A 20,742-nucleotide genomic window follows, 5' to 3' on the forward strand; every position below is an offset into this window, starting at 1 on the left:
CGATCAACTTAGAACGATGTAATCCCTGCCCACCTTGCGCGCGTATCCCTCCAGCACTTGCTGACACAGCGTCACAATTTCTTCGACCCATTCCACGCCAACCCGCCACGACACCACCACCTGCAGGTTCGGCGGGCGTTGTTCGATGTCGAGCAGGGTCAGTTCACCCCGCGCCAATTCTTCGGCCACCAGCACCGGCGGCAATGCGCCGATACCGAAGCCGTCACGCAGCAAGCGGGTGATCGCCGACACCGAATTCACACAGTTCAAGCGTGGCGCCAGCACGCCCTGGGCCTGCATCAGCGCCAGAATGTCCTGATGCGGCCGGGAGTTTTTCGAGTAGGTGATGATCCGCTCCTGCGCCAGGTCGGCGAGGCTTTGGTAGTCGCGGTTGTAGATCGAATTGCTGGCGACGATCCAGCCGATGGGGTGGCTGGCCAGCTCCAGGCTGCGCACGCTTTCCTGGCGCACCAGGTCGGTTTGCAGGATCAGATCGAGAAAGCCTTTTTGCAGCTGATCGCAGAGGTTCAGCGAGGTATCCGCCACCAGCTCGATTTCCACCCGTGGGTACAGGTCGGTCATCTGCGCCACCAACGGGCTGAGCCAGGTGTGAATCACCGTGTCCATCACCCCGATGCGCACCCGGCCGACCTTGCTCGAACGGGTCTCGATCGACTGTTTCAGCGCCTGCATCGTGTCGAGCATCTGCTCGGCATAGTCCAGCACTTTCAATCCTTCGGGCGTCAGGCTGACGCCGCGTGAATCACGCAGGAACAGCTTCACCCCGAGCTCGCCTTCGAGCACCGCGATCCGGCTGGAGATCGAGGCCTGGGTGGTGAACAGCTTGTCGGCGGTCAGGCGAAAACTTTTCAGCCGGGCGACCCAGACGAAGGTTTCGAGAAACTTCAGGTTCATGGCAACAAATTTTTCTTATGTCTTGGGCGGGTTTTTATTCGTTGGACGCGACCGGGTGACGCACCCAAGAATCGACGCATCCGGTTCCCACGATAGGCGTCGTCGGAGCTTCGAACAAGACCAATAAAAGCCTGCGGAGACATGCCATGAGTGCGCCCGACACCCTCGACCTCCCCAAGACTGCGGCCCGTCCCGGCCCGTTCGACTGGTATCGCAACATCAATCAGCAGGAGCGCCGCACCTTCTGGAGCTGCAAGATCGGCTACGGTCTGGACGGCATGGACACCCAGATGCTCAGCTTCGTGGTGCCGACCCTGATCGCGATGTGGGGCATCACCACCGGCGAAGCCGGCCTGATTCACACCAGCACCCTGATCGCCTCGGCCATCGGCGGTTGGGTGGCGGGGATTCTCTCCGACCGCATCGGCCGCGTGCGCACCCTGCAACTGACGGTGCTGTGGTTTGCCTTCTTCACGTTCCTCTGCGGCTTCGCTCAGAACTACGAACAGCTGCTGATCGCCCGCACCCTGATGGGCTTCGGTTTCGGCGGTGAATGGACCGCCGGCGCGGTGCTGATCGGTGAAGTGATCCGCGCCAAGGATCGCGGCAAAGCGGTGGGCATGGTGCAATCCGGCTGGGCCTTGGGTTGGGGCCTGACGGCGATTCTCTATGCGCTGCTGTTCTCGGTGCTGCCACCGGAAGACGCCTGGCGCGCACTGTTCATCCTCGGCATCGTGCCGGCAGTGTTCGTGATTTTCGTCCGCCGTCTGGTGAAAGATCCGGAGATCTACCGCGAAGCCAAGGCCAGACAAACCCCGGAAAGCCCGTCGAAGTTCTACGAGATCTTCGCCCCCGGCATGCTCTTCACCACGATTCGCGCCTCGTTGCTGACCACTGGCGCCCTCGGCGGTTACTACGCGATCACGTCCTGGCTGCCGACTTTTCTGAAGAACGAACGCGGCTTGAGCGTACTCGGCACCGGCGGTTATCTGGCGATGGTGATCATCGGTTCCTACGTCGGTTATGTGATCAGCGCCTATTTGACCGACCTGTTGGGCCGCAAGAAGAACTTCATCCTGTTCGCGGTCGGCTCGTTCACCATCGTTCTGCTCTACACCCAATTGCCGGTCAGCAACGGCGTGATGCTGTGGCTGGGTTTCCCGCTGGGCTTTTTCGCCTCGGGGATTTTCAGTGGCATGGGCGCGTTTCTCACTGAGTTGTTTCCAACGCGGATTCGTGGCTCGGGGCAGGGCTTCTGCTACAACATCGGCCGGGCGCTGGCGGCGTTGTTCCCGCTGCTGATCGGCCTGCTCAGCCAGAAAGTGCCGCTGAGTGTCGGCATCGGTGCCTTCGCGGCGGTGTCCTACGGCGTGGTGATCCTCGCGGCGTTGAGCCTGCCGGAAACCCGTGGCAAGCAACTGGACGCGCAGTAACTGATAACCTGCGACAACTGTCCTACAGCATAAAAAGATAACAGCTACAGGAGTGTTCACCGTGAACCGCCTGCTATTGAACTGTGACATCGGCGAGAGCTTCGGCAGCTGGACCATGGGTCTGGACGCGGAAGTCATGCCCTTCATCGATTGCGCCAACATTGCCTGCGGTTTTCACGCCGGCGACTCGAGCATCATGCGCAAGACCGTCAGCCTGGCCCTGAGCCACGGCGTGCAGATCGGCGCGCATCCGGCCTATCAGGATCTGGTGGGGTTCGGCCGACGTTCCATGGCTTACACCGCCCAGGAACTGCAAGACATCCTGCATTACCAGATCGGCGCCCTCGACGGCATTTGCCGTGCCCAGGGTGGCAAAGTCAGTTACGTCAAACCCCACGGCGCGATGTACAACGACATGATGGCCAACCCGGCGCAGTTGCGGGCGGTGATTCAGGCTGTCGCGGCTTACGACCGCAGTTTGCCGCTGATGCTGATGGCCACCCGCGATAACACGGCAGCCCAGCAACTCGGTGACGAATACGGCGTGACCCTGTGGTTCGAAGCCTTCGCCGACCGCGCCTACGACAGCGCCGGCCGACTGGTCTCGCGACAACTGCCCGGCGCGGTGCACCACGATTGCGAAACCATCATCGGGCAAGCGCTGACCATCGCCCGTGGCGACAACCTCACCGCCAGCGACGGTAGCGCGCTGCACCTGCAAGCCAACACTTTGTGCGTGCACGGTGACAACGCCAGTTCGGTGGCAGCCGTGCAGCGCATTCGTCAGGCCCTGAACGAGCAGAGCGCGCCATGAATCCGCGGGTGGAAGTGGTGGCGCTGGATTGCCTGATGCTGCGCCTGTTCGATGAAATCGCCGAAGCCAACATGCCGTGGATGCTCGCCGCCAGCGAGCGGCTGCGCACGGTGTTCGGCGACTATCTGATCGATCTGGTGCCGTCGTACACCACGTTGATGGTGCATTACGACCTGACGGCATTGAGCCCGAATCAGGCTCGGGAATTGATCGCCGAAGCGCTGATCGACCTGTCGCCGAATGCGCGAACCGGTGGCCAGTGTCACGTGCTGCCGGTGTGGTACGACTTGAGTGTCGGCCCGGAACTGAGTCTGCTGTCACAACGCAGCGGTTTGGCGGTGGAAGAGGTGATCCGCCGCCACAGCGCTCGGGAATATCAGGTGTTCGCGCTCGGATTCGCACCGGGGTTTGCCTTCATGGGTTTGGTGGAAGAAGTTCTCGCCGCACCGCGTCTGAATACCCCACGCAAGAAAGTCGCCGCCGGCAGCGTCGGCATCGCCGAGCGGCAGACAGCGGCGTATCCGGTGGTGTCTCCTGGTGGCTGGAACCTGATCGGCCGCACGCCGGCAAAACTGTTCGACCGTGAACGCGATGGCTACAGCCTGATGCAGCCCGGCGATACCGTGCGTTTCGAAGCGGTGAGCCATGCCGAATTCATCCGCCTCGGCGGTGACGACACGCCTCTGGAGGCCCTGGCATGAGCCGACTGACGATTGAAGCGAGCACGCCGCTGTGCCTGTTGCAGGACGCCGGGCGGTTTGGCGTACGCCATCTGGGCGTGACCCAGGGCGGTGCGGCGGACTGGCGGTCGATGGCCTGGGCTAACTGGCTGCTGGGTAATGGCCTGGACTTGCCGGTGATCGAAATCACCCTCGGCGGGTTCACGGTGGTGGCTGAAGAAGATTGCTTGCTGGCATTGGCGGGTGCTGATCTTGGCGCGCAGATCGACGGTGAAGCGCTGGCGCCGTGGCGCAGTTTCAAACTGCGCAAAGGGCAGGCCTTGACGTTCACCCAGCCGTTGCTCGGGGCGCGGGCCTATCTGGCAGCGCCCGGCGGTTTCAGTGCGCCGAAAGTGCTGGGCAGCAGCGCCACGGTGGTACGCGAGGAACTCGGTGGTCTTGATGGTTTTGGCTTGCCATTGGCCAAGGGCGCTTCGCTGAGTTATCAGGGCGAAACCCTGTTGATGCGTGAGGTCCCGGCGGAGCATCGACCGGACCTGCGCCTCGACGCGCCGCTCGATCTGGTGCTCGGCGCGCAGATCGGTCAGTTCAGCGGCCAGAGCCTGTTCGATGCATTCAACAGTGCCTGGACATTGGACAGTCGCGCCGATCGCATGGGTATTCGTCTGTTGGGCACGGCGTTGCAGTATCAGGGTAAACCGATGATTTCCGAGGGCATCCCGCTGGGCGCGGTGCAGGTGCCGCCGGACGGACAGCCAATCGTGTTGCTCAATGATCGGCAGACGATTGGCGGTTATCCGCGATTGGGAGCGTTGACGCCGTTGGCGCTGGCCCGGTTGGCACAGTGTCTGCCGGGGGCGAAGGTCAGATTGCGCCCGGTGGTGCAAGAGGTTGCACACCGGGAGCATGTCGAATATCTGAAGCGCTTTTGATTGTTTCCCCCGCCGCTGGCGGGGGAGCCATTGCGGGTTACTTGGACAAAAACCGCATCCCTTCTTCCAGCCCGCGCAACGTCAGCGGATACATCTGATCCTCGATCAAATCCCGCACGATATTGGTCGACGAGGTGTAGCCCCAGGTGTCTTTCGGGTACGGATTGATCCAGATGAGCTTCTTGTACTTCTCCATGAAGCGCTGCATCCACACGTAACCCGGCTCTTCGTTCCAGTGCTCGACGCTGCCGCCAGCCTGGGTGATTTCATAGGGCGCCATTGCGGCGTCACCGATGAAGATCACTTTGTAGTCGGCACCGTACTTGTGCAGCAGGTCCTGGGTCGACGTGCGCTCGGAAGTGCGGCGCATGTTGTTCTTCCACACCGATTCATAAATGAAGTTGTGGAAGTAGAAGTACTCCAGATGCTTGAACTCGGTTTTGCAGGCCGAGAACAGTTCCTCGCAGATCTTCACGTGGGCGTCCATCGAGCCGCCGATGTCGAACAGCAGCAACAGCTTCACCGTGTTGCGTCGTTCCGGGCGCATCTGGATGTTCAGCAGGCCGGCGTCCTTGGCGGTGTGGTCGATGGTGCCGTCGATGTCCAGCTCTTCCGCCGCGCCCTGGCGAGCGAATTTGCGCAGGCGGCGCAGGGCGACCTTGATGTTGCGGGTGCCCAGTTCGACCGAGTCGTCGAGGTTCTTGTACTCGCGCTGATCCCAGACCTTGACCGCTTTGCCTTGGCGCTTGCCGGCATCGCCGACCCGGATGCCTTCCGGGTTGAAACCGCCGGAGCCGAACGGGCTGGTGCCGCCGGTGCCGATCCATTTGTTGCCGCCGGCGTGGCGTTCCTTCTGTTCTTCCAGGCGTTTCTTGAACTCTTCGATCAGCTTGTCCAGACCGCCGAGGGACTGGATCTGCGCGCGTTCCTCGTCAGTCAGCGAGCGCTCGAACTCCTTGCGCAGCCAGTCTTCGGGGATCAGCGCCTGCAAATGATCGTCGAGCTTTTCCAGGCCGTTGAAGTAGGCACCGAACGCGCGGTCGAACTTGTCGAAATGCCGTTCGTCCTTCACCAGAATCGCCCGCGACAAGTAGTAGAACTCGTCCATGTCGGCGAAGGTCACGCGCTGTTTCAGCGCGTTGATCAGGTCGAGCAGCTCGCGCACCGACACCGGCACCTTGGCTGCGCGCATTTCATTGAACAGGTTGAGCAACATGGCATCAGCCTCTTAGCGGGTGCCGCGACGGCTCATGAACGCCAGGCGCTCAAGCAGTTGCACGTCCTGTTCGTTCTTCACCAGCGCACCGGCCAGCGGCGGGATGGCTTTGGTCGGATCGCGCTCGCGCAGCACCGCTTCGCCGATGTTGTCGGCCATCAGCAGTTTCAGCCAGTCGACCAGTTCCGAGGTCGACGGTTTTTTCTTCAGGCCCGGCACCTTGCGCACATCGAAGAACACGTCCAGCGCTTCGCTGACCAGATCCTTCTTGATGTCCGGGTAGTGAACATCGACGATTTTCTGCAGGGTGGTGCGGTCGGGGAAGGCGATGTAGTGGAAGAAGCAGCGGCGCAGGAAGGCGTCCGGCAGCTCTTTCTCGTTGTTGGAGGTAATGATGATGATCGGACGCTTCTTGGCCTTGATGGTCTCGTCGATCTCGTAAACGTAGAACTCCATCTTGTCGAGTTCTTGCAGCAGGTCGTTGGGGAACTCGATGTCGGCCTTGTCGATTTCGTCGATCAGCAGGATGACCCGCTCTTCGGACTCGAACGCTTCCCAGAGCTTGCCCTTCTTCAGGTAGTTGCGCACGTCGTGGACTTTTTCATTGCCCAGTTGCGAGTCGCGCAGACGGCTGACCGCGTCGTACTCGTACAGGCCCTGATGAGCCTTGGTGGTGGACTTGATGTGCCACGTGATCAGCTTGGCGCCGAACGATTCGGCCAGTTGCTCGGCGAGCATGGTCTTGCCGGTGCCCGGTTCACCCTTGACCAGCAGCGGCCGCTCCAGGGTGATGGCGGCGTTGACCGCCAGCTTCAGGTCATCGGTGGCGACGTAGGCCTGGGTGCCTTCGAACTTCATCTGCTAATCCTCGAACGGTAACGCCGACCTGAACGGACAGGGCGGGGGCGAAATAATCGGATGCCCGACTATAACGCGCGGTCCGGTCGACTGTGAACGCAGACGGCTTATTCAGTCTCTGAATGGGGCGTCACATGTTGACTCGGTTTCGGCCGAGAGCGAGTTGAGCAAGTGCGCTAACCCGCATCCGGCTTCGGCTGCTCATACCGGGCATTGAAGGCCTGGATGAATCCGTTGCGCAAAATCTGCAAAAAAGCTTCGAACGCGCTGATATCTTGCTGGTGCACGCTGCCGCTGAGTTCGACCCGGGTGGCGAACTGGTTTTTGCCCTGGTTTTTCAGCACGGTTTCAGTGCCGCCGACCAGTGCCTCCCAGATCGAGCGGAAGATGCCCTTGTTCTTGTTCTCGACATCCTGCTGCCAATTGAATACGTCGACGTCGCGCAGCAGCGGTTTGATGTAGCCCTTGAGCTGGCCCTTGTTGGCGGCGGCTTCGATGACCACATCGCCGTGGCCGGCGTTGAAGTCGAATTTGCCGTAGGCCGAGGCGAAGTCGTTCATGCGCTTGAGTTCGATGCCCCGGGCCCGCAGGCGAAATTCGAAGTCTTCGAAGTTGCTCAGCGGGTCGAAGGTGGCGCTGGTTTCCAGCGGCGCATGACCCAGCAAAAGAGCCTTGCCTTCGAAGCGGGCGTCGCGTTTGCCCTTGGTGTCGACCACGTTGGTCAGGTTGTAGATGCTCGCGTCGACGTCGGTCGCATTCATGTTCACCGGTGGTTTGGAATTGAAGTTGCGAAAGCTGATGCGGCCATCGTTGATCTGTACTTCGTCGAGGGTGATCGGCAGCAATTTGCCCAGTTGCGCGCGCCAGTCAGTGCCTTGGCCGGTCTGGGAGTTCTGCTTGTTGGTCCCGCCATCGACGAAATTCACCTGCGGTTTGAAGAACTTCACCTGCGCTACCACCGCGTGGTCGTACCACAGCGAGTGCCAGCTGACGGACAGGTCGATCAGCGGCGCATCGACGAATGGCACCGGCACCTTGCCGTCAACCTTGACGATCTTCAGGCCATTGATCTTGTAGGCCCCGCGCCAGAGCGCGAGGTCGACGTCGGTGATCTGGCCGCGGTAATCGCCCATGTTCGCCAGTTTGTCATTCAGATAGTCGCGCACGAGGTAGGGCAGGGCGATGTGCAGGGCGACCAGCAACACCACGACGGTGGCGAGAATCCACAACGGCCAGCGGTAGCGACGCTTCATGGCAGCAAATCCCGAACGGTGTAAAGCGATTGACTGCCGCCTGCCGCAGACGTTCGGCCCGACTGGACTGAGAAGGGCAACAGGCTTACCTTGGAGCGCTGAATTCAACGCTGCACAAGGACCCAGCCATGAGCCGTATTTTTGCTGACAACGCCCATTCCATCGGCAACACGCCGCTGGTGCAGATCAACCGCATCGCGCCCCGTGGCGTGACCATTCTGGCCAAGATCGAAGGTCGCAACCCGGGCTACTCCGTCAAGTGCCGGATCGGCGCCAACATGATCTGGGACGCCGAAAGCAGCGGCAAACTCAAGCCGGGCATGACCATTGTCGAGCCGACCTCCGGCAACACCGGCATCGGCCTGGCATTTGTCGCTGCCGCTCGCGGTTACAAATTGCTGCTGACCATGCCGGCCTCGATGAGCATCGAGCGACGCAAGGTACTCAAGGCGCTGGGTGCCGAGCTGGTGCTGACCGAGCCTGCTAAAGGCATGAAAGGCGCGATCGAAAAGGCCGCAGAGATTGTCGCCAGTGACGCGGGCAAATACTTCATGCCGGCCCAGTTCGATAACCCGGCCAACCCGGCCATCCACGAAAAGACCACCGGCCCGGAAATCTGGAACGACACCGATGGCGCCATCGATGTGCTGGTCGCAGGCGTCGGCACCGGCGGAACCATTACCGGTGTGTCGCGGTATATCAAGAATACGGCGGGCAAACCGATTCTGTCGGTGGCGGTGGAACCGGTGTCTTCGCCGGTCATTACCCAGGCGCTGGCGGGCGAGGAAATCAAGCCGAGCCCGCACAAGATTCAGGGCATCGGTGCCGGTTTTGTGCCAAAGAACCTTGATCTGTCGATGGTTGACCGGGTCGAGCTGGTGACGGATGACGAGTCCAAGGCCATGGCCCTGCGCCTGATGCAGGAGGAGGGGATCCTGTGCGGCATTTCCTGCGGCGCAGCCATGTCGGTGGCGGTGCGCCTGGCGGAGACCCCGGAAATGCAGGGCAAGACCATTGTCGTGGTGCTGCCGGATTCCGGTGAGCGTTATCTGTCGAGCATGTTGTTCAGCGATTTGTTCACCGATCAGGAGAACCAGCAGTAAGGGGCGTGTTGATTCAGGTCAGCCAAGGTTCAGGATCGCTATGTTAAGAAGTGCTTTGTTGCGCAATTTTTAACACTGAATCCTGAATCGGGCGGGTTTTTCTCGGAGCCGGTAGTGTTTATCATGGCCGGTCGCCATGTCGGGTAAATGACATGGCGCAGTGTTGTCTTTTTTCAAGGAGTTGTTGATGACCTTTTCGTTTGCCGCCAAGGCGTTGGTGTTGTTGCTGTTTCTGGGCAGCACGCTCTATGTGCATTTGCGCGGCAAGGCGCGTTTGCCGGTGCTGCGTCAGTTCGTCAACCACTCGGCGCTGTTCGCCCCCTATAACGCCCTGATGTACCTGTTCTCGGGCGTGCCGTCCAAACCGTATCTGGACCGCAGCAAGTTTCCGGAACTGGACGTGTTGCGCGATAACTGGGAAACCATTCGCGACGAGGCCATGCACTTGTTCGACGAGGGCTACATCCGCGCCGCCGAGAAGAACAACGACGCCGGTTTCGGCTCGTTCTTCAAGAAAGGCTGGAAGCGTTTCTACCTCAAGTGGTACGACAAACCGCTGCTATCGGCAGAAACCCTGTGCCCGAAAACCGTGGCGCTGGTCAGTGCCATCCCCAACGTCAAGGGCGCGATGTTCGCGTTGTTACCGGGTGGCAGCCATTTGAATCCGCACCGCGATCCGTTCGCCGGTTCCCTGCGCTATCACCTCGGCCTGTCGACGCCCAACTCCGACGATTGCCGGATTTTCGTCGACGGTCAGGTCTACGCCTGGCGCGACGGTGAAGATGTGATGTTCGACGAAACCTACGTGCACTGGGTCAAGAACGAAACCGACAAGACCCGCGTCATCCTGTTCTGCGACATCGAGCGTCCGCTGAGCAATCGCCTGATGACCCGCATCAATCGCTTCATCAGCGCGTGGCTGGGCCGTGCTACTGCACCGCAGAACCTCGACGACGAGCGTGTCGGCGGGATCAACCAGGCTTACGCGTGGAGCAAGAACTTCAGCGACAGGTTCAGCGGTGCGGTCAAACAGTGGAAGCGCCGCAATCCAAAAGCCTACCGCGTCATGCGGCCGGTGCTGGCGGTGGTGGTGTTGACGTTGCTGGGGTATTGGCTGTTTGGTTGAGGCTGGATGCAGAAACAAAAAACCGCTCCTTGTGAGCGGTTTTTTTATGCGGGGAAGGTAAAGGATGCGCCGGCGAGAACACCTCCCGGCTCTTCCGCTGCTGGATTGGCCAATGCCTCTCTGATTCGGAGTAACTCCCTTTCAGATAATTCTCCAGCAGAGCGCTTTCCTTTGGCCCTGGTCAATTTGGCGCCTGGCGCTTTGTTCTCAGCGATAGCGTTCATGGCGTCTCCACTATGGTCGTTGCAATTGCAAACGAGCCTATGCGCCTGCCTCCTGCCTGTCGCTACTGGCCCTTTGTCCAAGTCATTGCAATCCATGTCGCGGGCTGGTTATAGTCGGCGCTCGTGAGTCCCACGACTCACCTTTCAACCCTTCAAAAAAGATCAGCCCAGATGCCTGTATCCCTCATCAACGCGGTAGTCGATTCAGCGGTCAACGCTGGCGTCGTGCCGTGCGGGAATCAGCAGCCTGTGCAGATCAGTCATTACCCTCCACCTGTCAGTAGCACGCCGGTGTGCGCAGTCGTATCACCGCCGGGCGTTGGTGTTTCGGGCTGATCGGCGTTTTCTGCTGACCCCTGTGCCCGCCTGAAAAAACCTACTGAATTTCAGCTTCGGCTGAGTTGGCTATTTGCCTGACTACAGGTGGTATTCATGTTTGTCCTTTCGAAAAAGTCCGCGCTCGCGGCGGCGTCCACGAGCCTGTTCGTTCTGCTGTGGAGCAGCGGGGCGATCTTCTCCAAGTGGGGGCTGGCCCACGCTTCGCCCTTTGCCTTTCTGCTGATCCGTTTTGTGATTGCCCTGTGCGGGCTGGTGCTGCTGGTGCCGTTGCTCAAGCTGAAACTGCCCAAGGGTGGCAGGCCGATGCTGTACGCGATGGCCACCGGCGTGGTGCTGTTGGGGGCTTATCAGATCTTCTATCTGCTGGCGCTGGATCTAAAAGTCACGCCCGGGGTGATGGCGACCATCATGGGCGTGCAGCCGATCCTCACGGTGGTAATCATGGAGCGGCAGCGCTCGGCGAGCCGGATCTTTGGTCTGGCGCTGGGACTGGCCGGTCTGATCATGGTGGTTTACCAGGGCATCGGTCTGGCCGGAATGTCGCTGGCGGGGATGCTGTTCGGGCTGCTGGCGCTGGCGAGCATGACCTTCGGCTCGATCATGCAGAAGCGCATCACCGACAATCCCCTCGGCACGCTGCCGGTGCAGTACCTGGCCGGTCTGTTGCTGTGCGGGATTTTCGTGCCGTTCCAGCCGTTTCACTTCGAGCACAGCGCCGGTTTCATCGTGCCGGTGTTGTGGATGGGGCTGGTGGTTTCCGTGCTGGCGACGTTGCTGCTGTATCGACTGATCGCCCGCGGCAATCTGGTGAATGTCACCAGTCTGTTCTATCTGGTGCCGGCCGTGACGGCGGTGATGGACTACCTGATCTTCGGCAATCGCCTGGCTGCGTTGAGCGTGTTGGGGATGCTGTTGATCATCGTCGGTCTGGTGTTCGTGTTCCGTAAATCGGCGTAACCGCGTGCATGAAAAAGGCCCGGGAGGAAACTCCCGGGCCTTTGTGCATCTGCGAATCAGCGGGTGGCGATTTCTACCGGTTTCACCACAGCGGGTTTCAGCACCAGCCACAGCGCAATCGCGATCAACACCCCGCCATACACGTGGGCCATCGACAGCGGCTCATCGAGAAACAGCGCCCCCCACAACACGCCGAACGGCGGAATCATGAAGGTCACGGTCATCGACTTCACCGGCCCGATGGAACTCAGCAGGCGGAAGTAAATGATGTAGGCAAACGCGGTGCAGCCCAGGCCCAGGCCCAGCAGCGACAGCCAGACATTCCAGCCACCCCAGCTCACGGGTGGCTGAGTAATGACGCTGTAACCGAACAGCGGCAACAGGAACAGGGTCGCACCGAGCATGCTGCCCAGCGCCGACAGACGACTGTCGAGCCCGCCGGCCTGATCCAGCCAGCGTCGGGCGAGGAACCCGGCAAAGCCGTAGCAGGTGGTTGCGAGCAGGCAGGCCACCGCGCCCATCAGCAGGTGCAGATCGAACGCGACCGGGCCGGCGCGAGTCAGCACACCCACCCCGAGCAGGCCGAGGAACACCCCGGCGAGTTTGGCCAGCGTCAGTTTTTCACTGAAGAACAACCCGCCGATCAACACGCCCATCAACGGCGTGGTGGCGTTGAAGATTGCCGAGTACCCGGCGGGCAACACCTGGGCAGCGACCGAATACAGCGTCGCCGGCACGCCGGAGTTGATCACGCCGAGCATCATCACGGTCTTGAGCTTGTCTTTGAAATCCCAGCTGATGCGCATCAGTCCGAGGATCACCAGCAGGCCGACGGCGGCAATCGAAACGCGGAAGAATCCGGTCGGAACCGTACCGATCGCGGGGGCGATGATGCGCATGAACAGGAAGCTCGCGCCCCAGATGGCGGCCAGCGATAACATGCGGAAAATATCGACAGGGCTCACGGGCCACTCCTTCCTTGCTCGGGACGAGAGTGTTGCCGAGGGCCCCGGCGATGGCAACCGCTAATCGGGCATTTAATTTTCCGATCAGATCACGAAGCGTGTGACCAGAGCATTCAGGTCGACGGCCAGTCGCGACAGTTCCTGACTGGCAGCAGAGGTCTGGGTGGCGCCGGCAGCGGTCTGGGTCGACAGATCGCGGATGGTCACCAGGTTTTCATCGACTTCCCGGGCCACCAGCGCCTGTTGCTCGGCGGCGCTGGCGATCACCAGGTTGCGCTGGTTGATCTGCGAAATCGACGCGGTGATCTTCTCCAGCGCTTGGCCGGCATTGTTGGCCCGGCGCAGGGTGTGGCTGGCCTGCTCGGCGCTGCTTTGCAACGCGTCGACGGTGGCACCGGTGCCTTGCTGGATGCTGCTGATCATCAGCTCGATTTCTTCGGTGGAGTTCTGCGTACGCTGGGCCAGCGAGCGGACTTCGTCGGCGACCACCGCAAACCCACGCCCGGCCTCACCGGCGCGCGCGGCTTCAATCGCAGCGTTCAGGGCCAGCAGGTTGGTCTGCCCGGCGATGCCGCGAATCACCTCAAGAACCTTGCTGATGTCCTGGGCCTGAGTCGCAAGGCCCTCGGCCTGTTCGGATGCGCCGAGCACCGCGCTGACCAGTTCCTGAATCGAACTGATGGTCTCACTGACCTGCACATGCCCGTGCTTGCTGTCCTCGTTCGAAGCTTCGGATGCCTCGGCGCTGGACACCGCATTGGCGGCCACTTCATCGACCGCGGTACTCATCTCGGTAACAGCCGTGGCGGCCTGCTCAATCTGATCGTTTTGCTGCTGCAGGCCACGGGTGCTCTGTTCCATCACCGAGCTCATTTCCTCGGCGGCGGAGGCCAGTTGTTGGGCCGACTCGCTGATGCCGCGAATGGTCGAGCGCAGATTGCCCTGCATCTCGGCCAGCGCCGTGAGCAACTGCGCCGCTTCGTCCTTCCCGTCGCTGTCGATGCGACCGCTGAGGTCTCCCGAAGCAATCCGCCGTGCCGCGTTCAGCGCCTGATTGATCGGCGCGGTGATGCTGCGGGTCAGCAACCAGGCCAGCAACAACGTGGCAATCAGGGCGATGACGATGATCGTGGCAACGATCCACAGCGCCTGCTGGTACATCGCCGCCGCGGACCTGGCCGCAACATCCGCGCCTTGCTGATTGAGGCTGATCATTTGCTCCAGCGTTTTGTCGAGCACCGTACCCTGGGGCGCCAGTTCACTGCCGAGGCGGGCGTAGGCCTGTTCATTCTGTCCGGCATCAAGCTGTTTGATGATCTGGTCGAGGATGCTCAGGTACTTGGCGGTGTCGGCGCTCAGGCCTTCCAGCATTACCCGCTCCTGGTCATTGGCGATCAGGGACTTGTGATCGTCAAGGCGCTTGAGCAACTCCTGGCGTTGCGTCGCGAGAAGGCCTTTGCTGCGATCGCGAACGGCAGCCTGGGTGCTGGTGATCAGGCGCAGGGATTCGAGACGGATGCTGGCGATGTTCGCCGCTGCGTCGTGGATGCTTTCGATGCTGGGCATCCACGATTCCTCGATCACCGCCGCGCTCTCGCGCAGGGTTTTCATCTGGCCCAGACCGAACAGGCCGACCACCACCAGCAGACTGGCCAGAACGGCAAAACACAAACTGGCGCGCAAACCGATGCGCAGATTCCGGATAGACATCAATGTGCTCCTTGGGCGTTTTGGGGAGAGGTCGTCCTCGTGGGCCGAGGATCTTGTTGTGAGGCGGGTGATGGCGGGCTGTATATCAAAGTGCCACTATCTTGGTAAGGCCAGTCGCTGTATGGAATGAACAGGCATGAACAAGTCGAGCAAAAGCGCGAGCTAGAGATGTCGCCGTTGAATTGGATCCGAAACCCAGACAAATCGCGGGCTGGCGCCCAGCGGTGGGGAGAACCTGAGGAGACATTTACTGACCGAACGGTCGATTAAAAAAACTTTGATAAAAACTGTGTCTTTGTACAACCCGCAAGAGGATTTGGCAGAAATTGCGCTTCTCCTGCGCCCGCTTCCGTGGCTAAGCTCAGGCCTTCGAGCACAGATTCTCCAATTCCCGCAGAGGTCTCATCTATGCCGCAGCAATGGCCAGCCACCGACATCGCCCGCCTGATCCTCGATGGCTTTGACGATTACCGCGAGCATTTCCGGCGGATCACCGACGGCGCCCGGGAGCGTTTCGAGCAAGCCCGCTGGCAGGACACGCAAACGGCGTCGGCGGCGCGGATCAACCTCTACGAAGAAAAGGTCGGTGAAACCGTCGCCCGCCTGCGCGAGTATTTCGAGCCGGAGACGTTGATGGACGTCACCTGCTGGCCGCTGGTGAAAAGCGCCTACATCAGCATCATCGACCTGCGCTTCGACGATGAGCTGTCCGAGACCTGGTACAACTCGATTTTCTGCGGCCTGTTCAGCCACGACCTGATCAGCGACGGCTGCATGTTCATCCACACCACGCGCCCGAGCCTGCGCCGTGCCCGCGCCGCGCAGACCCGCACCTATAAACCGCAAGGGCAGATCTCGGGCATGCTTGCGAGCATCTTTGCCGATTACCGGTTCAACGAGGCCTACGCCGATCTGCCCGGCGACTTACAGCGTCTGGAAGCGCAATTGCGCGAAAACCTGCCGGACTGGGTGTGCAAGGACCCGGAGCTGAGCGTCGAGCTGTTTTCCTCGGTGCTGTACCGCAACAAGGGCGCGTACCTGGTCGGGCGCATCTACACCAACGACGATCAATGGCCGCTGGTGATTCCGTTGCTGCATCGTGAAGGGCGCGGGATTCAGATCGACGCGCTGATCACTGACGAAGCCGATGTGTCGATCATCTTCTCGTTCACCCGTTCGTATTTCATGGTGGATGTGCCGGTGCCGGCGGAATTCATCGGCTTCCTCAAGCGCATCCTGCCGGGCAAACACATTGCCGAGCTGTACACCTCGATCGGTTTCTACAAGCACGGCAAATCGGAGTTTTATCGCGCCCTGATCAACCATCTGGCCAATACCGACGACCAGTTCATCATGGCGCCGGGCGTGCGCGGCATGGTCATGAGCGTGTTCACGCTGCCGGGTTTCAACACCGTGTTCAAGATCATCAAGGACCGCTTCTCGCCGTCGAAAAACGTCGACCGCGCCACAGTGATCGAGAAGTACCGACTGGTAAAAAGCGTCGACCGCGTCGGGCGCATGGCCGATACCCAGGAGTTCGCCGATTTCCGTTTCCCGCTGAGCAAATTCGATCCGGCGTGTTTGGCGGAATTGCTGGAAGTCGCGCCGTCCACGGTGTCGCTGGAAGGTGAAACCGTGCTGATCCGCCACTGCTGGACCGAGCGCCGGATGACCCCGCTCAACCTCTATCTGGACAACGCCAACGAAGCCCAGGTGCGCGAAGCGCTGGAAGATTACGGGCTGGCAATCAAACAACTGGCGGCGGCCAACATCTTCCCCGGCGACATGCTGCTGAAGAACTTCGGTGTCACCCGCCATGGCCGGGTGGTGTTCTACGACTACGACGAGATCTGCTTTCTCACCGAAGCCAACTTCCGCCACATCCCGGCACCGCGCACGCCGGAGGACGAAATGGCCTCCGAACCGTGGTATTCGATCGGGCCGCTGGACGTGTTCCCCGAGGAGTTTCCGCCGTTCCTGTTTGCCGATGCGGCGCAGCGCAAACTGTTCGATCAGTTGCATGGCGAGTTGTACAACGCCGATTACTGGAAGGGGTTGCAGGAGGCGATTCGGGCGGGGAAAGTCATCGATGTCTTCCCGTATCGGCGAAAGGGCCTGGATAACGAATAAAGCAGCCGCGAGGCGCAAGCTACAAGCCTCAAGGCAAAGACAGCATTCAACTTGCGGCTTGTAGCTTGCCGCTTGTAGCTGCTTTTCTGCGACAATCGCGTCCTTGCGCCACTAGACGACCGAATTGCGTACCCGATGACCGACGAATCGCCCTCCATCGACAAACTGCTGAAAAACCTCGATCACGCCATGCTCGCCGACCGCCACCGGCTGCGGCGGCAGTTGCTTGAGCTGCGCAAGAAACCCGACGAGGCCAAACTGGCCCAGTGGGTAGCGCGGATGCAGGCGTCCTGCGATCAGGTGCTGGCGCGCAAGGCCAGCCTGCCGGTGATCCGTTACGACGACAGCCTGCCGATTGCGGCCAAGCGTGACGAAATCAAGAAGGCCCTGGAAAAGCACCAGGTGCTGATCATCGCCGGCGAAACCGGCTCGGGTAAAACCACCCAGTTGCCGAAAATCTGTCTGGAGATCGGTCGCGGCCAGCATGGTCTGATCGGCCACACCCAGCCGCGGCGGATCGCGGCGCGCAGCGTGGCCAGCCGGGTCGCTGAGGAACTCGGCACGCCGCTCGGCGCGCTGGTCGGCTATCAGGTGCGCTTCGAAGACCAAAGCGATTCGAACACCCTGATCAAACTGATGACCGACGGCATCCTGCTGGCGGAAACCCAGAACGACCGCTACCTCGAACGCTACGACACGATCATCGTCGACGAAGCCCACGAACGCAGCCTCAACATCGACTTCCTGCTCGGTTACCTGAAAACCCTGCTGCCGCGTCGTCCGGACCTGAAAGTCATCATCACTTCGGCGACCATCGATCTGGAACGCTTTTCCAAGCACTTTGATGATGCGCCGATTGTCGAAGTGTCCGGGCGTACCTTCCCGGTGGAAACCTGGTATCGCCCGCTGACGCTTGAGCAGGACGAAGAGGGCAACCGCGTCGAGGATGACCTGACCGTCGATCAGGCGATTCTCGCCACCCTCGACGAAATCGCTGCCTATGAGCGCAGCGAGCGTCGCAGTCCTGGCGACGTGCTGGTGTTCCTGCCGGGCGAGCGCGAAATTCGTGACGCCGCCGACATGCTGCGCAAGGCCCAGCTCAAACACACCGAAATCCTGCCGTTGTACGCGCGCCTGTCGCCGGCCGAGCAGCAGCGGATTTTCCAGTCGCATCCGGGCCGTCGTGTGGTGTTGGCGACCAACGTTGCCGAAACTTCGCTGACCGTGCCGGGCATCCGTTACGTGATCGACAGCGGCACCGCGCGCATCAGCCGCTACAGCTACCGCGCCAAGGTCCAGCGGCTACCGATCGAAGCGATTTCCCAGGCCAGCGCCAACCAGCGTAAAGGTCGCTGCGGCCGGGTCGAGCCGGGCATCTGTGTGCGTTTGTACAGCGAAGAGGATTTCCTCGGTCGCCCGGAATTCACCGATCCGGAAATCCTGCGCACCAACCTTGCGGCGGTTATTTTGCAGATGCTCCATCTGCGCCTCGGCGAGATCACCGATTTCCCGTTTATCGAGCCGCCGGACGGCAAGGCGATCAGCGACGGTTTCAACCTGCTGCAAGAACTCTCGGCGGTGGATCGCAACAGTCAGCTGACCCCGCTCGGCCGCCAGCTGGCGCGCCTGCCGGTGGACCCGCGCATGGGCCGTATGCTGCTGGAAGCGGCGAAGCTCGGCAGCCTGCAGGAAGTGCTGATCGTCGCCAGCGCCATGTCGATTCAGGATCCGCGCGAGCGTCCGCCGGAGCGTCAGCAAGCCGCTGACCAGGCTCACGCCCAGTGGAAGGACGCCGACTCCGACTTCGCCGGGCTGGTCAATCTGTGGCGCGGTTTTGAAGAGCAGCGCCAGGCGCTGACCGCCAGCCCGCTGCGTAACTGGTGCCGGAAGAATTTCCTCAACTACCTGCGCTTGCGCGAGTGGCGTGATTCCCATCGTCAGTTGAGCCTGATCTGTCGCGACTTGCAGCTGAGCCTGAACAAAGAACCGGCGGATTATCCGAAGCTGCACAAAGCGGTGCTGGTCGGTCTGCTCAGCCAGATTGGTCAGAAAACCGAGGACGGCGACTATCTTGGCGCCCGTCAGCGGCGGTTCTGGATTCACCCGTCATCGGGCATCGGCAAGAAGCGCCCGCAGTGGGTGATGACCGCCGAACTGGTGGAAACCACCAAGCTCTACGCGCGGATGGTGGCGAAGATCGACGCCGACTGGATCGAGCCGTTGGCCGGGCACCTGATCAAGAAAAACCACTTCGAACCGCACTGGGAGAAGAAGCGCGGCCAGGTCGTCGCGTTCGAACAGATCACCCTGTTCGGCCTGATCGTGGTCGGCCGTCGACCGGTGCATTACGGCCCGGTGGATCCGGTAGTTTCGCGCGAGTTGTTCATCCGCGAAGGCCTGGTGCGCGGCGAGATTCAGTCGCGGGCCAAATGCCTGACCGCCAACAAGCAGTTGCTGGAACAGCTCGACGAACTGGAAGCCAAGGCCCGGCGCCGGGACATTCTGGCCGACGAGGAAACCCTCTACGCGTTCTACGACGCGCGTTTGCCGGCGGAGATCCACCAGACCGCGACCTTCGACAGCTGGTATCGGGTCAACAGCCAGAAAGACCCGCAACTGCTGATCATGCGCGAGGAAGACGTGCTGGCTCGCGAGGCCAGTGAAGTCACCGCGCAGCATTACCCGGACACGCTGCACATCGGCGATCTGGAACTGGCCCTGAGTTACCACTTCGAACCGAATCACCCGCGCGACGGCGTGACCTTGCGAGTACCCGCGCCGCTGCTGCCGATGCTGCCACCGGAGCGTCTGGAATGGCTGGTGCCGGGGCTGATCGAGGCCAAGTGCATCGCGCTGGTGCGCAACCTGCCCAAGGCCTTGCGCAAGAACTTCGTGCCGGTGCCGGACTTCATCAAGGCCGCGCTGCAACGCATGACCTTTGCCGAAGGTTCGTTGCCGCAAGCGCTGGGCCGCGAACTGCTGCGCATGACCGGCGCGCGGGTCAGCGATGAAGCCTGGGCCGAAGCGGCGCAACAGGTCGAAAGCCATCTGCGGATGAACCTGGAAATCGTCGACGGCCAGGGCAAGTTCCTTGGCGAAGGACGGGATCTGGCCGAGCTGACCGCACGTTTCGCCGAAGCCAGCCAGGCTGCGTTGGCCGTACCGCAGAGTGCGAGAAGCCAGCAGCCGGTGGAGGCCAAGGTCTTCGCACCGGTGGCGGAAAAGACTCAGCAGAAGATCGCCGGGTTGTCGATGACGGTCTATCCAGCGCTGGTGGAAGAGGGCGGCACGGTCAAGGAAGGGCGTTTCTCGACGCCGGCCGAAGCCGAGTTCCAGCACCGTCGCGCCTTGCAGCGGCTGCTGATGCAGCAACTGGCGGAGCCGGCGAAGTTCCTGCGCGGCAAGTTGCCGGGCCTGACCGAACTGGGCCTGCTGTACCGCGAACTGGGTCGGGTCGATGCGCTGGTCGAAGACATTCTGCTGGCCAGCCTCGACAGCTGCATTCTCGACGGCGAAGACCCGTTGCCTCGTGATGGCGCAGGTCTGGCGGCACTGGCCGAGCGCAAACGCGGTAGCTGGACCGAGCACGCCGAGCGGGTGGCGCGTCTGACCCTGGAAATCCTCAAGCTCTGGCACGGTCTGCAAAAGCGCTTCAAGGGCAAGATCGACCTGGCTCAGGCGGTGGCGCTCAACGACATCAAGCAGCAACTCAGCCATCTGGTGTATCCGGGCTTCGTCCGCGAAACGCCGATGCTGTGGCTCAAGGAGTTGCCGCGTTATCTGAAAGCGGTTGAGCAGCGTTTCGAGAAGCTGGGCGCGCAGGTGCAGAAGGATCGGGTCTGGAGCGGCGAACTCGCCGGCCTCTGGACGCAATACCAGACCCGCGCCGCCAAACATGCCCAGGAAGGCAAACGCGATCCGCAGCTCGAGCTGTATCGCTGGTGGCTGGAGGAGTATCGGGTTTCGCTGTTCGCCCAGCAGTTGGGGACGAAAGTGCCGATCTCCGACAAGCGCCTGAACAAACAGTGGACGCAGGTCGAGGCCTGACCTCCGATCCTGCAAAAGGCGCCAAAAGCCAAGGTTTATG

15 protein-coding genes are annotated in these 20,742 nt (G+C 61.2%); 9 read left to right on the forward strand and 6 right to left on the reverse strand.

Features of this window, described 5'->3' with window-relative positions; genetic code table 11:
- Positions 1–3: 3 nt before the first annotated feature.
- Positions 4–915 (reverse strand): LysR family transcriptional regulator, encoded by a 912-nt coding sequence (locus KJY40_RS08205; RefSeq protein WP_230736053.1) that lies wholly within the window; start codon positions 913–915, stop codon positions 4–6.
- A gap of 146 nt (positions 916–1,061) precedes the next feature.
- On the opposite strand from KJY40_RS08205, the gene KJY40_RS08210 reads away from it, so the two are divergent.
- From KJY40_RS08210 to KJY40_RS08225, 4 genes are all read left to right on the forward strand, one after another.
- A complete protein-coding gene (locus KJY40_RS08210; protein WP_039772622.1) occupies positions 1,062–2,348 on the forward strand; it encodes an MFS transporter in 1,287 nt (428 codons plus the stop codon).
- A gap of 61 nt (positions 2,349–2,409) precedes the next feature.
- Positions 2,410–3,162, forward strand: a complete 753-nt coding sequence (locus KJY40_RS08215) for a 5-oxoprolinase subunit PxpA (RefSeq protein WP_230736055.1) — start codon at positions 2,410–2,412, stop codon at positions 3,160–3,162.
- Entirely contained in the window at positions 3,159–3,863 is a 705-nt protein-coding gene (locus KJY40_RS08220) for a 5-oxoprolinase subunit B family protein (RefSeq protein WP_230736057.1), read from the forward strand. Before KJY40_RS08215 ends, KJY40_RS08220 begins: the two co-directional genes overlap by 4 nt.
- Entirely contained in the window at positions 3,860–4,774 is a 915-nt protein-coding gene (locus KJY40_RS08225) for a 5-oxoprolinase subunit C family protein (RefSeq protein ID WP_230736059.1), read from the forward strand. Before KJY40_RS08220 ends, KJY40_RS08225 begins: the two co-directional genes overlap by 4 nt.
- Positions 4,775–4,811: 37 nt before the next feature.
- Here KJY40_RS08225 and KJY40_RS08230 read toward each other — a convergent pair whose 3' ends face one another.
- From KJY40_RS08230 to KJY40_RS08240, 3 genes are all read right to left on the reverse strand, one after another.
- Positions 4,812–5,990 carry a vWA domain-containing protein gene (locus KJY40_RS08230; protein ID WP_007956512.1) on the reverse strand — a complete coding sequence of 393 codons (1,179 nt, stop codon included), beginning with the start codon at positions 5,988–5,990 and terminating at the stop codon, positions 4,812–4,814.
- A 12-nt stretch (positions 5,991–6,002) separates the two neighbouring features.
- The gene (locus KJY40_RS08235) at positions 6,003–6,848 is read right to left on the reverse strand and encodes an AAA family ATPase (protein ID WP_007911294.1); all 846 of its coding nucleotides are present in this window, start codon (positions 6,846–6,848) and stop codon (positions 6,003–6,005) included.
- 176 nt (positions 6,849–7,024) lie between these two features.
- Positions 7,025–8,101, reverse strand: a complete 1,077-nt coding sequence (locus KJY40_RS08240; protein WP_230736061.1) for a DUF748 domain-containing protein — start codon at positions 8,099–8,101, stop codon at positions 7,025–7,027.
- Positions 8,102–8,229: 128 nt separating this feature from the next.
- Between KJY40_RS08240 and cysK the strand changes: the two genes are divergently transcribed.
- The 3 genes from cysK (at position 8,230) to KJY40_RS08255 (ending at position 11,850) form a co-directional block, all read left to right on the forward strand.
- The gene (cysK, locus tag KJY40_RS08245) at positions 8,230–9,204 is read left to right on the forward strand and encodes a cysteine synthase A (protein WP_007956517.1); all 975 of its coding nucleotides are present in this window, start codon (positions 8,230–8,232) and stop codon (positions 9,202–9,204) included.
- 187 nt (positions 9,205–9,391) lie between these two features.
- Positions 9,392–10,330, forward strand: coding sequence for an aspartyl/asparaginyl beta-hydroxylase domain-containing protein (locus KJY40_RS08250; RefSeq protein WP_230736063.1), 939 nt, complete (start codon positions 9,392–9,394; stop codon positions 10,328–10,330).
- A 656-nt stretch (positions 10,331–10,986) separates the two neighbouring features.
- Positions 10,987–11,850 (forward strand): DMT family transporter, encoded by an 864-nt coding sequence (locus KJY40_RS08255; RefSeq protein WP_114881821.1) that lies wholly within the window; start codon positions 10,987–10,989, stop codon positions 11,848–11,850.
- A gap of 56 nt (positions 11,851–11,906) precedes the next feature.
- Here KJY40_RS08255 and KJY40_RS08260 read toward each other — a convergent pair whose 3' ends face one another.
- Both KJY40_RS08260 and KJY40_RS08265 read right to left on the reverse strand, forming a co-directional pair.
- Complete coding sequence (locus tag KJY40_RS08260) at positions 11,907–12,815, reverse strand: DMT family transporter (RefSeq protein WP_230736065.1); 909 nt, start codon at positions 12,813–12,815, stop codon at positions 11,907–11,909.
- 84 nt (positions 12,816–12,899) lie between these two features.
- Positions 12,900–14,525: a methyl-accepting chemotaxis protein gene (locus tag KJY40_RS08265; protein WP_230736067.1), complete on the reverse strand. Its 1,626-nt coding sequence runs from the start codon at positions 14,523–14,525 to the stop codon at positions 12,900–12,902.
- Positions 14,526–14,933: 408 nt separating this feature from the next.
- Here KJY40_RS08265 and aceK point away from each other — a divergent pair, with 408 nt between their 5' ends.
- The gene (gene aceK / locus KJY40_RS08270) at positions 14,934–16,655 is read left to right on the forward strand and encodes a bifunctional isocitrate dehydrogenase kinase/phosphatase (RefSeq protein WP_230736069.1); all 1,722 of its coding nucleotides are present in this window, start codon (positions 14,934–14,936) and stop codon (positions 16,653–16,655) included.
- 135 nt (positions 16,656–16,790) lie between these two features.
- Positions 16,791–20,702 carry an ATP-dependent RNA helicase HrpA gene (hrpA, locus tag KJY40_RS08275; protein WP_230736070.1) on the forward strand — a complete coding sequence of 1,304 codons (3,912 nt, stop codon included), beginning with the start codon at positions 16,791–16,793 and terminating at the stop codon, positions 20,700–20,702.
- The last annotated feature ends 40 nt before the right edge of the window (positions 20,703–20,742 follow it).

It is taken from the genome of Pseudomonas fitomaticsae (assembly GCF_021018765.1).
Lineage (GTDB): Bacteria > Pseudomonadota > Gammaproteobacteria > Pseudomonadales > Pseudomonadaceae > Aquipseudomonas > Aquipseudomonas fitomaticsae.

Coding starts and splice junctions, on each gene's coding strand:
- KJY40_RS08225 (WP_230736059.1), top strand. CDS start 3,860: ATGAGCCGACTGACGATTGAAGCGAGCACGCCGCTGTGCCTGTTGCAG.
- KJY40_RS08250 (WP_230736063.1), top strand. CDS start 9,392: ATGACCTTTTCGTTTGCCGCCAAGGCGTTGGTGTTGTTGCTGTTTCTG.
- hrpA (WP_230736070.1), top strand. CDS start 16,791: ATGACCGACGAATCGCCCTCCATCGACAAACTGCTGAAAAACCTCGAT.
- KJY40_RS08255 (WP_114881821.1), top strand. CDS start 10,987: ATGTTTGTCCTTTCGAAAAAGTCCGCGCTCGCGGCGGCGTCCACGAGC.
- KJY40_RS08220 (WP_230736057.1), top strand. CDS start 3,159: ATGAATCCGCGGGTGGAAGTGGTGGCGCTGGATTGCCTGATGCTGCGC.
- cysK (WP_007956517.1), top strand. CDS start 8,230: ATGAGCCGTATTTTTGCTGACAACGCCCATTCCATCGGCAACACGCCG.
- KJY40_RS08230 (WP_007956512.1), bottom strand. CDS start 5,990: ATGTTGCTCAACCTGTTCAATGAAATGCGCGCAGCCAAGGTGCCGGTG.
- KJY40_RS08265 (WP_230736067.1), bottom strand. CDS start 14,525: ATGTCTATCCGGAATCTGCGCATCGGTTTGCGCGCCAGTTTGTGTTTT.
- aceK (WP_230736069.1), top strand. CDS start 14,934: ATGCCGCAGCAATGGCCAGCCACCGACATCGCCCGCCTGATCCTCGAT.
- KJY40_RS08210 (WP_039772622.1), top strand. CDS start 1,062: ATGAGTGCGCCCGACACCCTCGACCTCCCCAAGACTGCGGCCCGTCCC.
- KJY40_RS08235 (WP_007911294.1), bottom strand. CDS start 6,848: ATGAAGTTCGAAGGCACCCAGGCCTACGTCGCCACCGATGACCTGAAG.
- KJY40_RS08240 (WP_230736061.1), bottom strand. CDS start 8,101: ATGAAGCGTCGCTACCGCTGGCCGTTGTGGATTCTCGCCACCGTCGTG.
- KJY40_RS08205 (WP_230736053.1), bottom strand. CDS start 915: ATGAACCTGAAGTTTCTCGAAACCTTCGTCTGGGTCGCCCGGCTGAAA.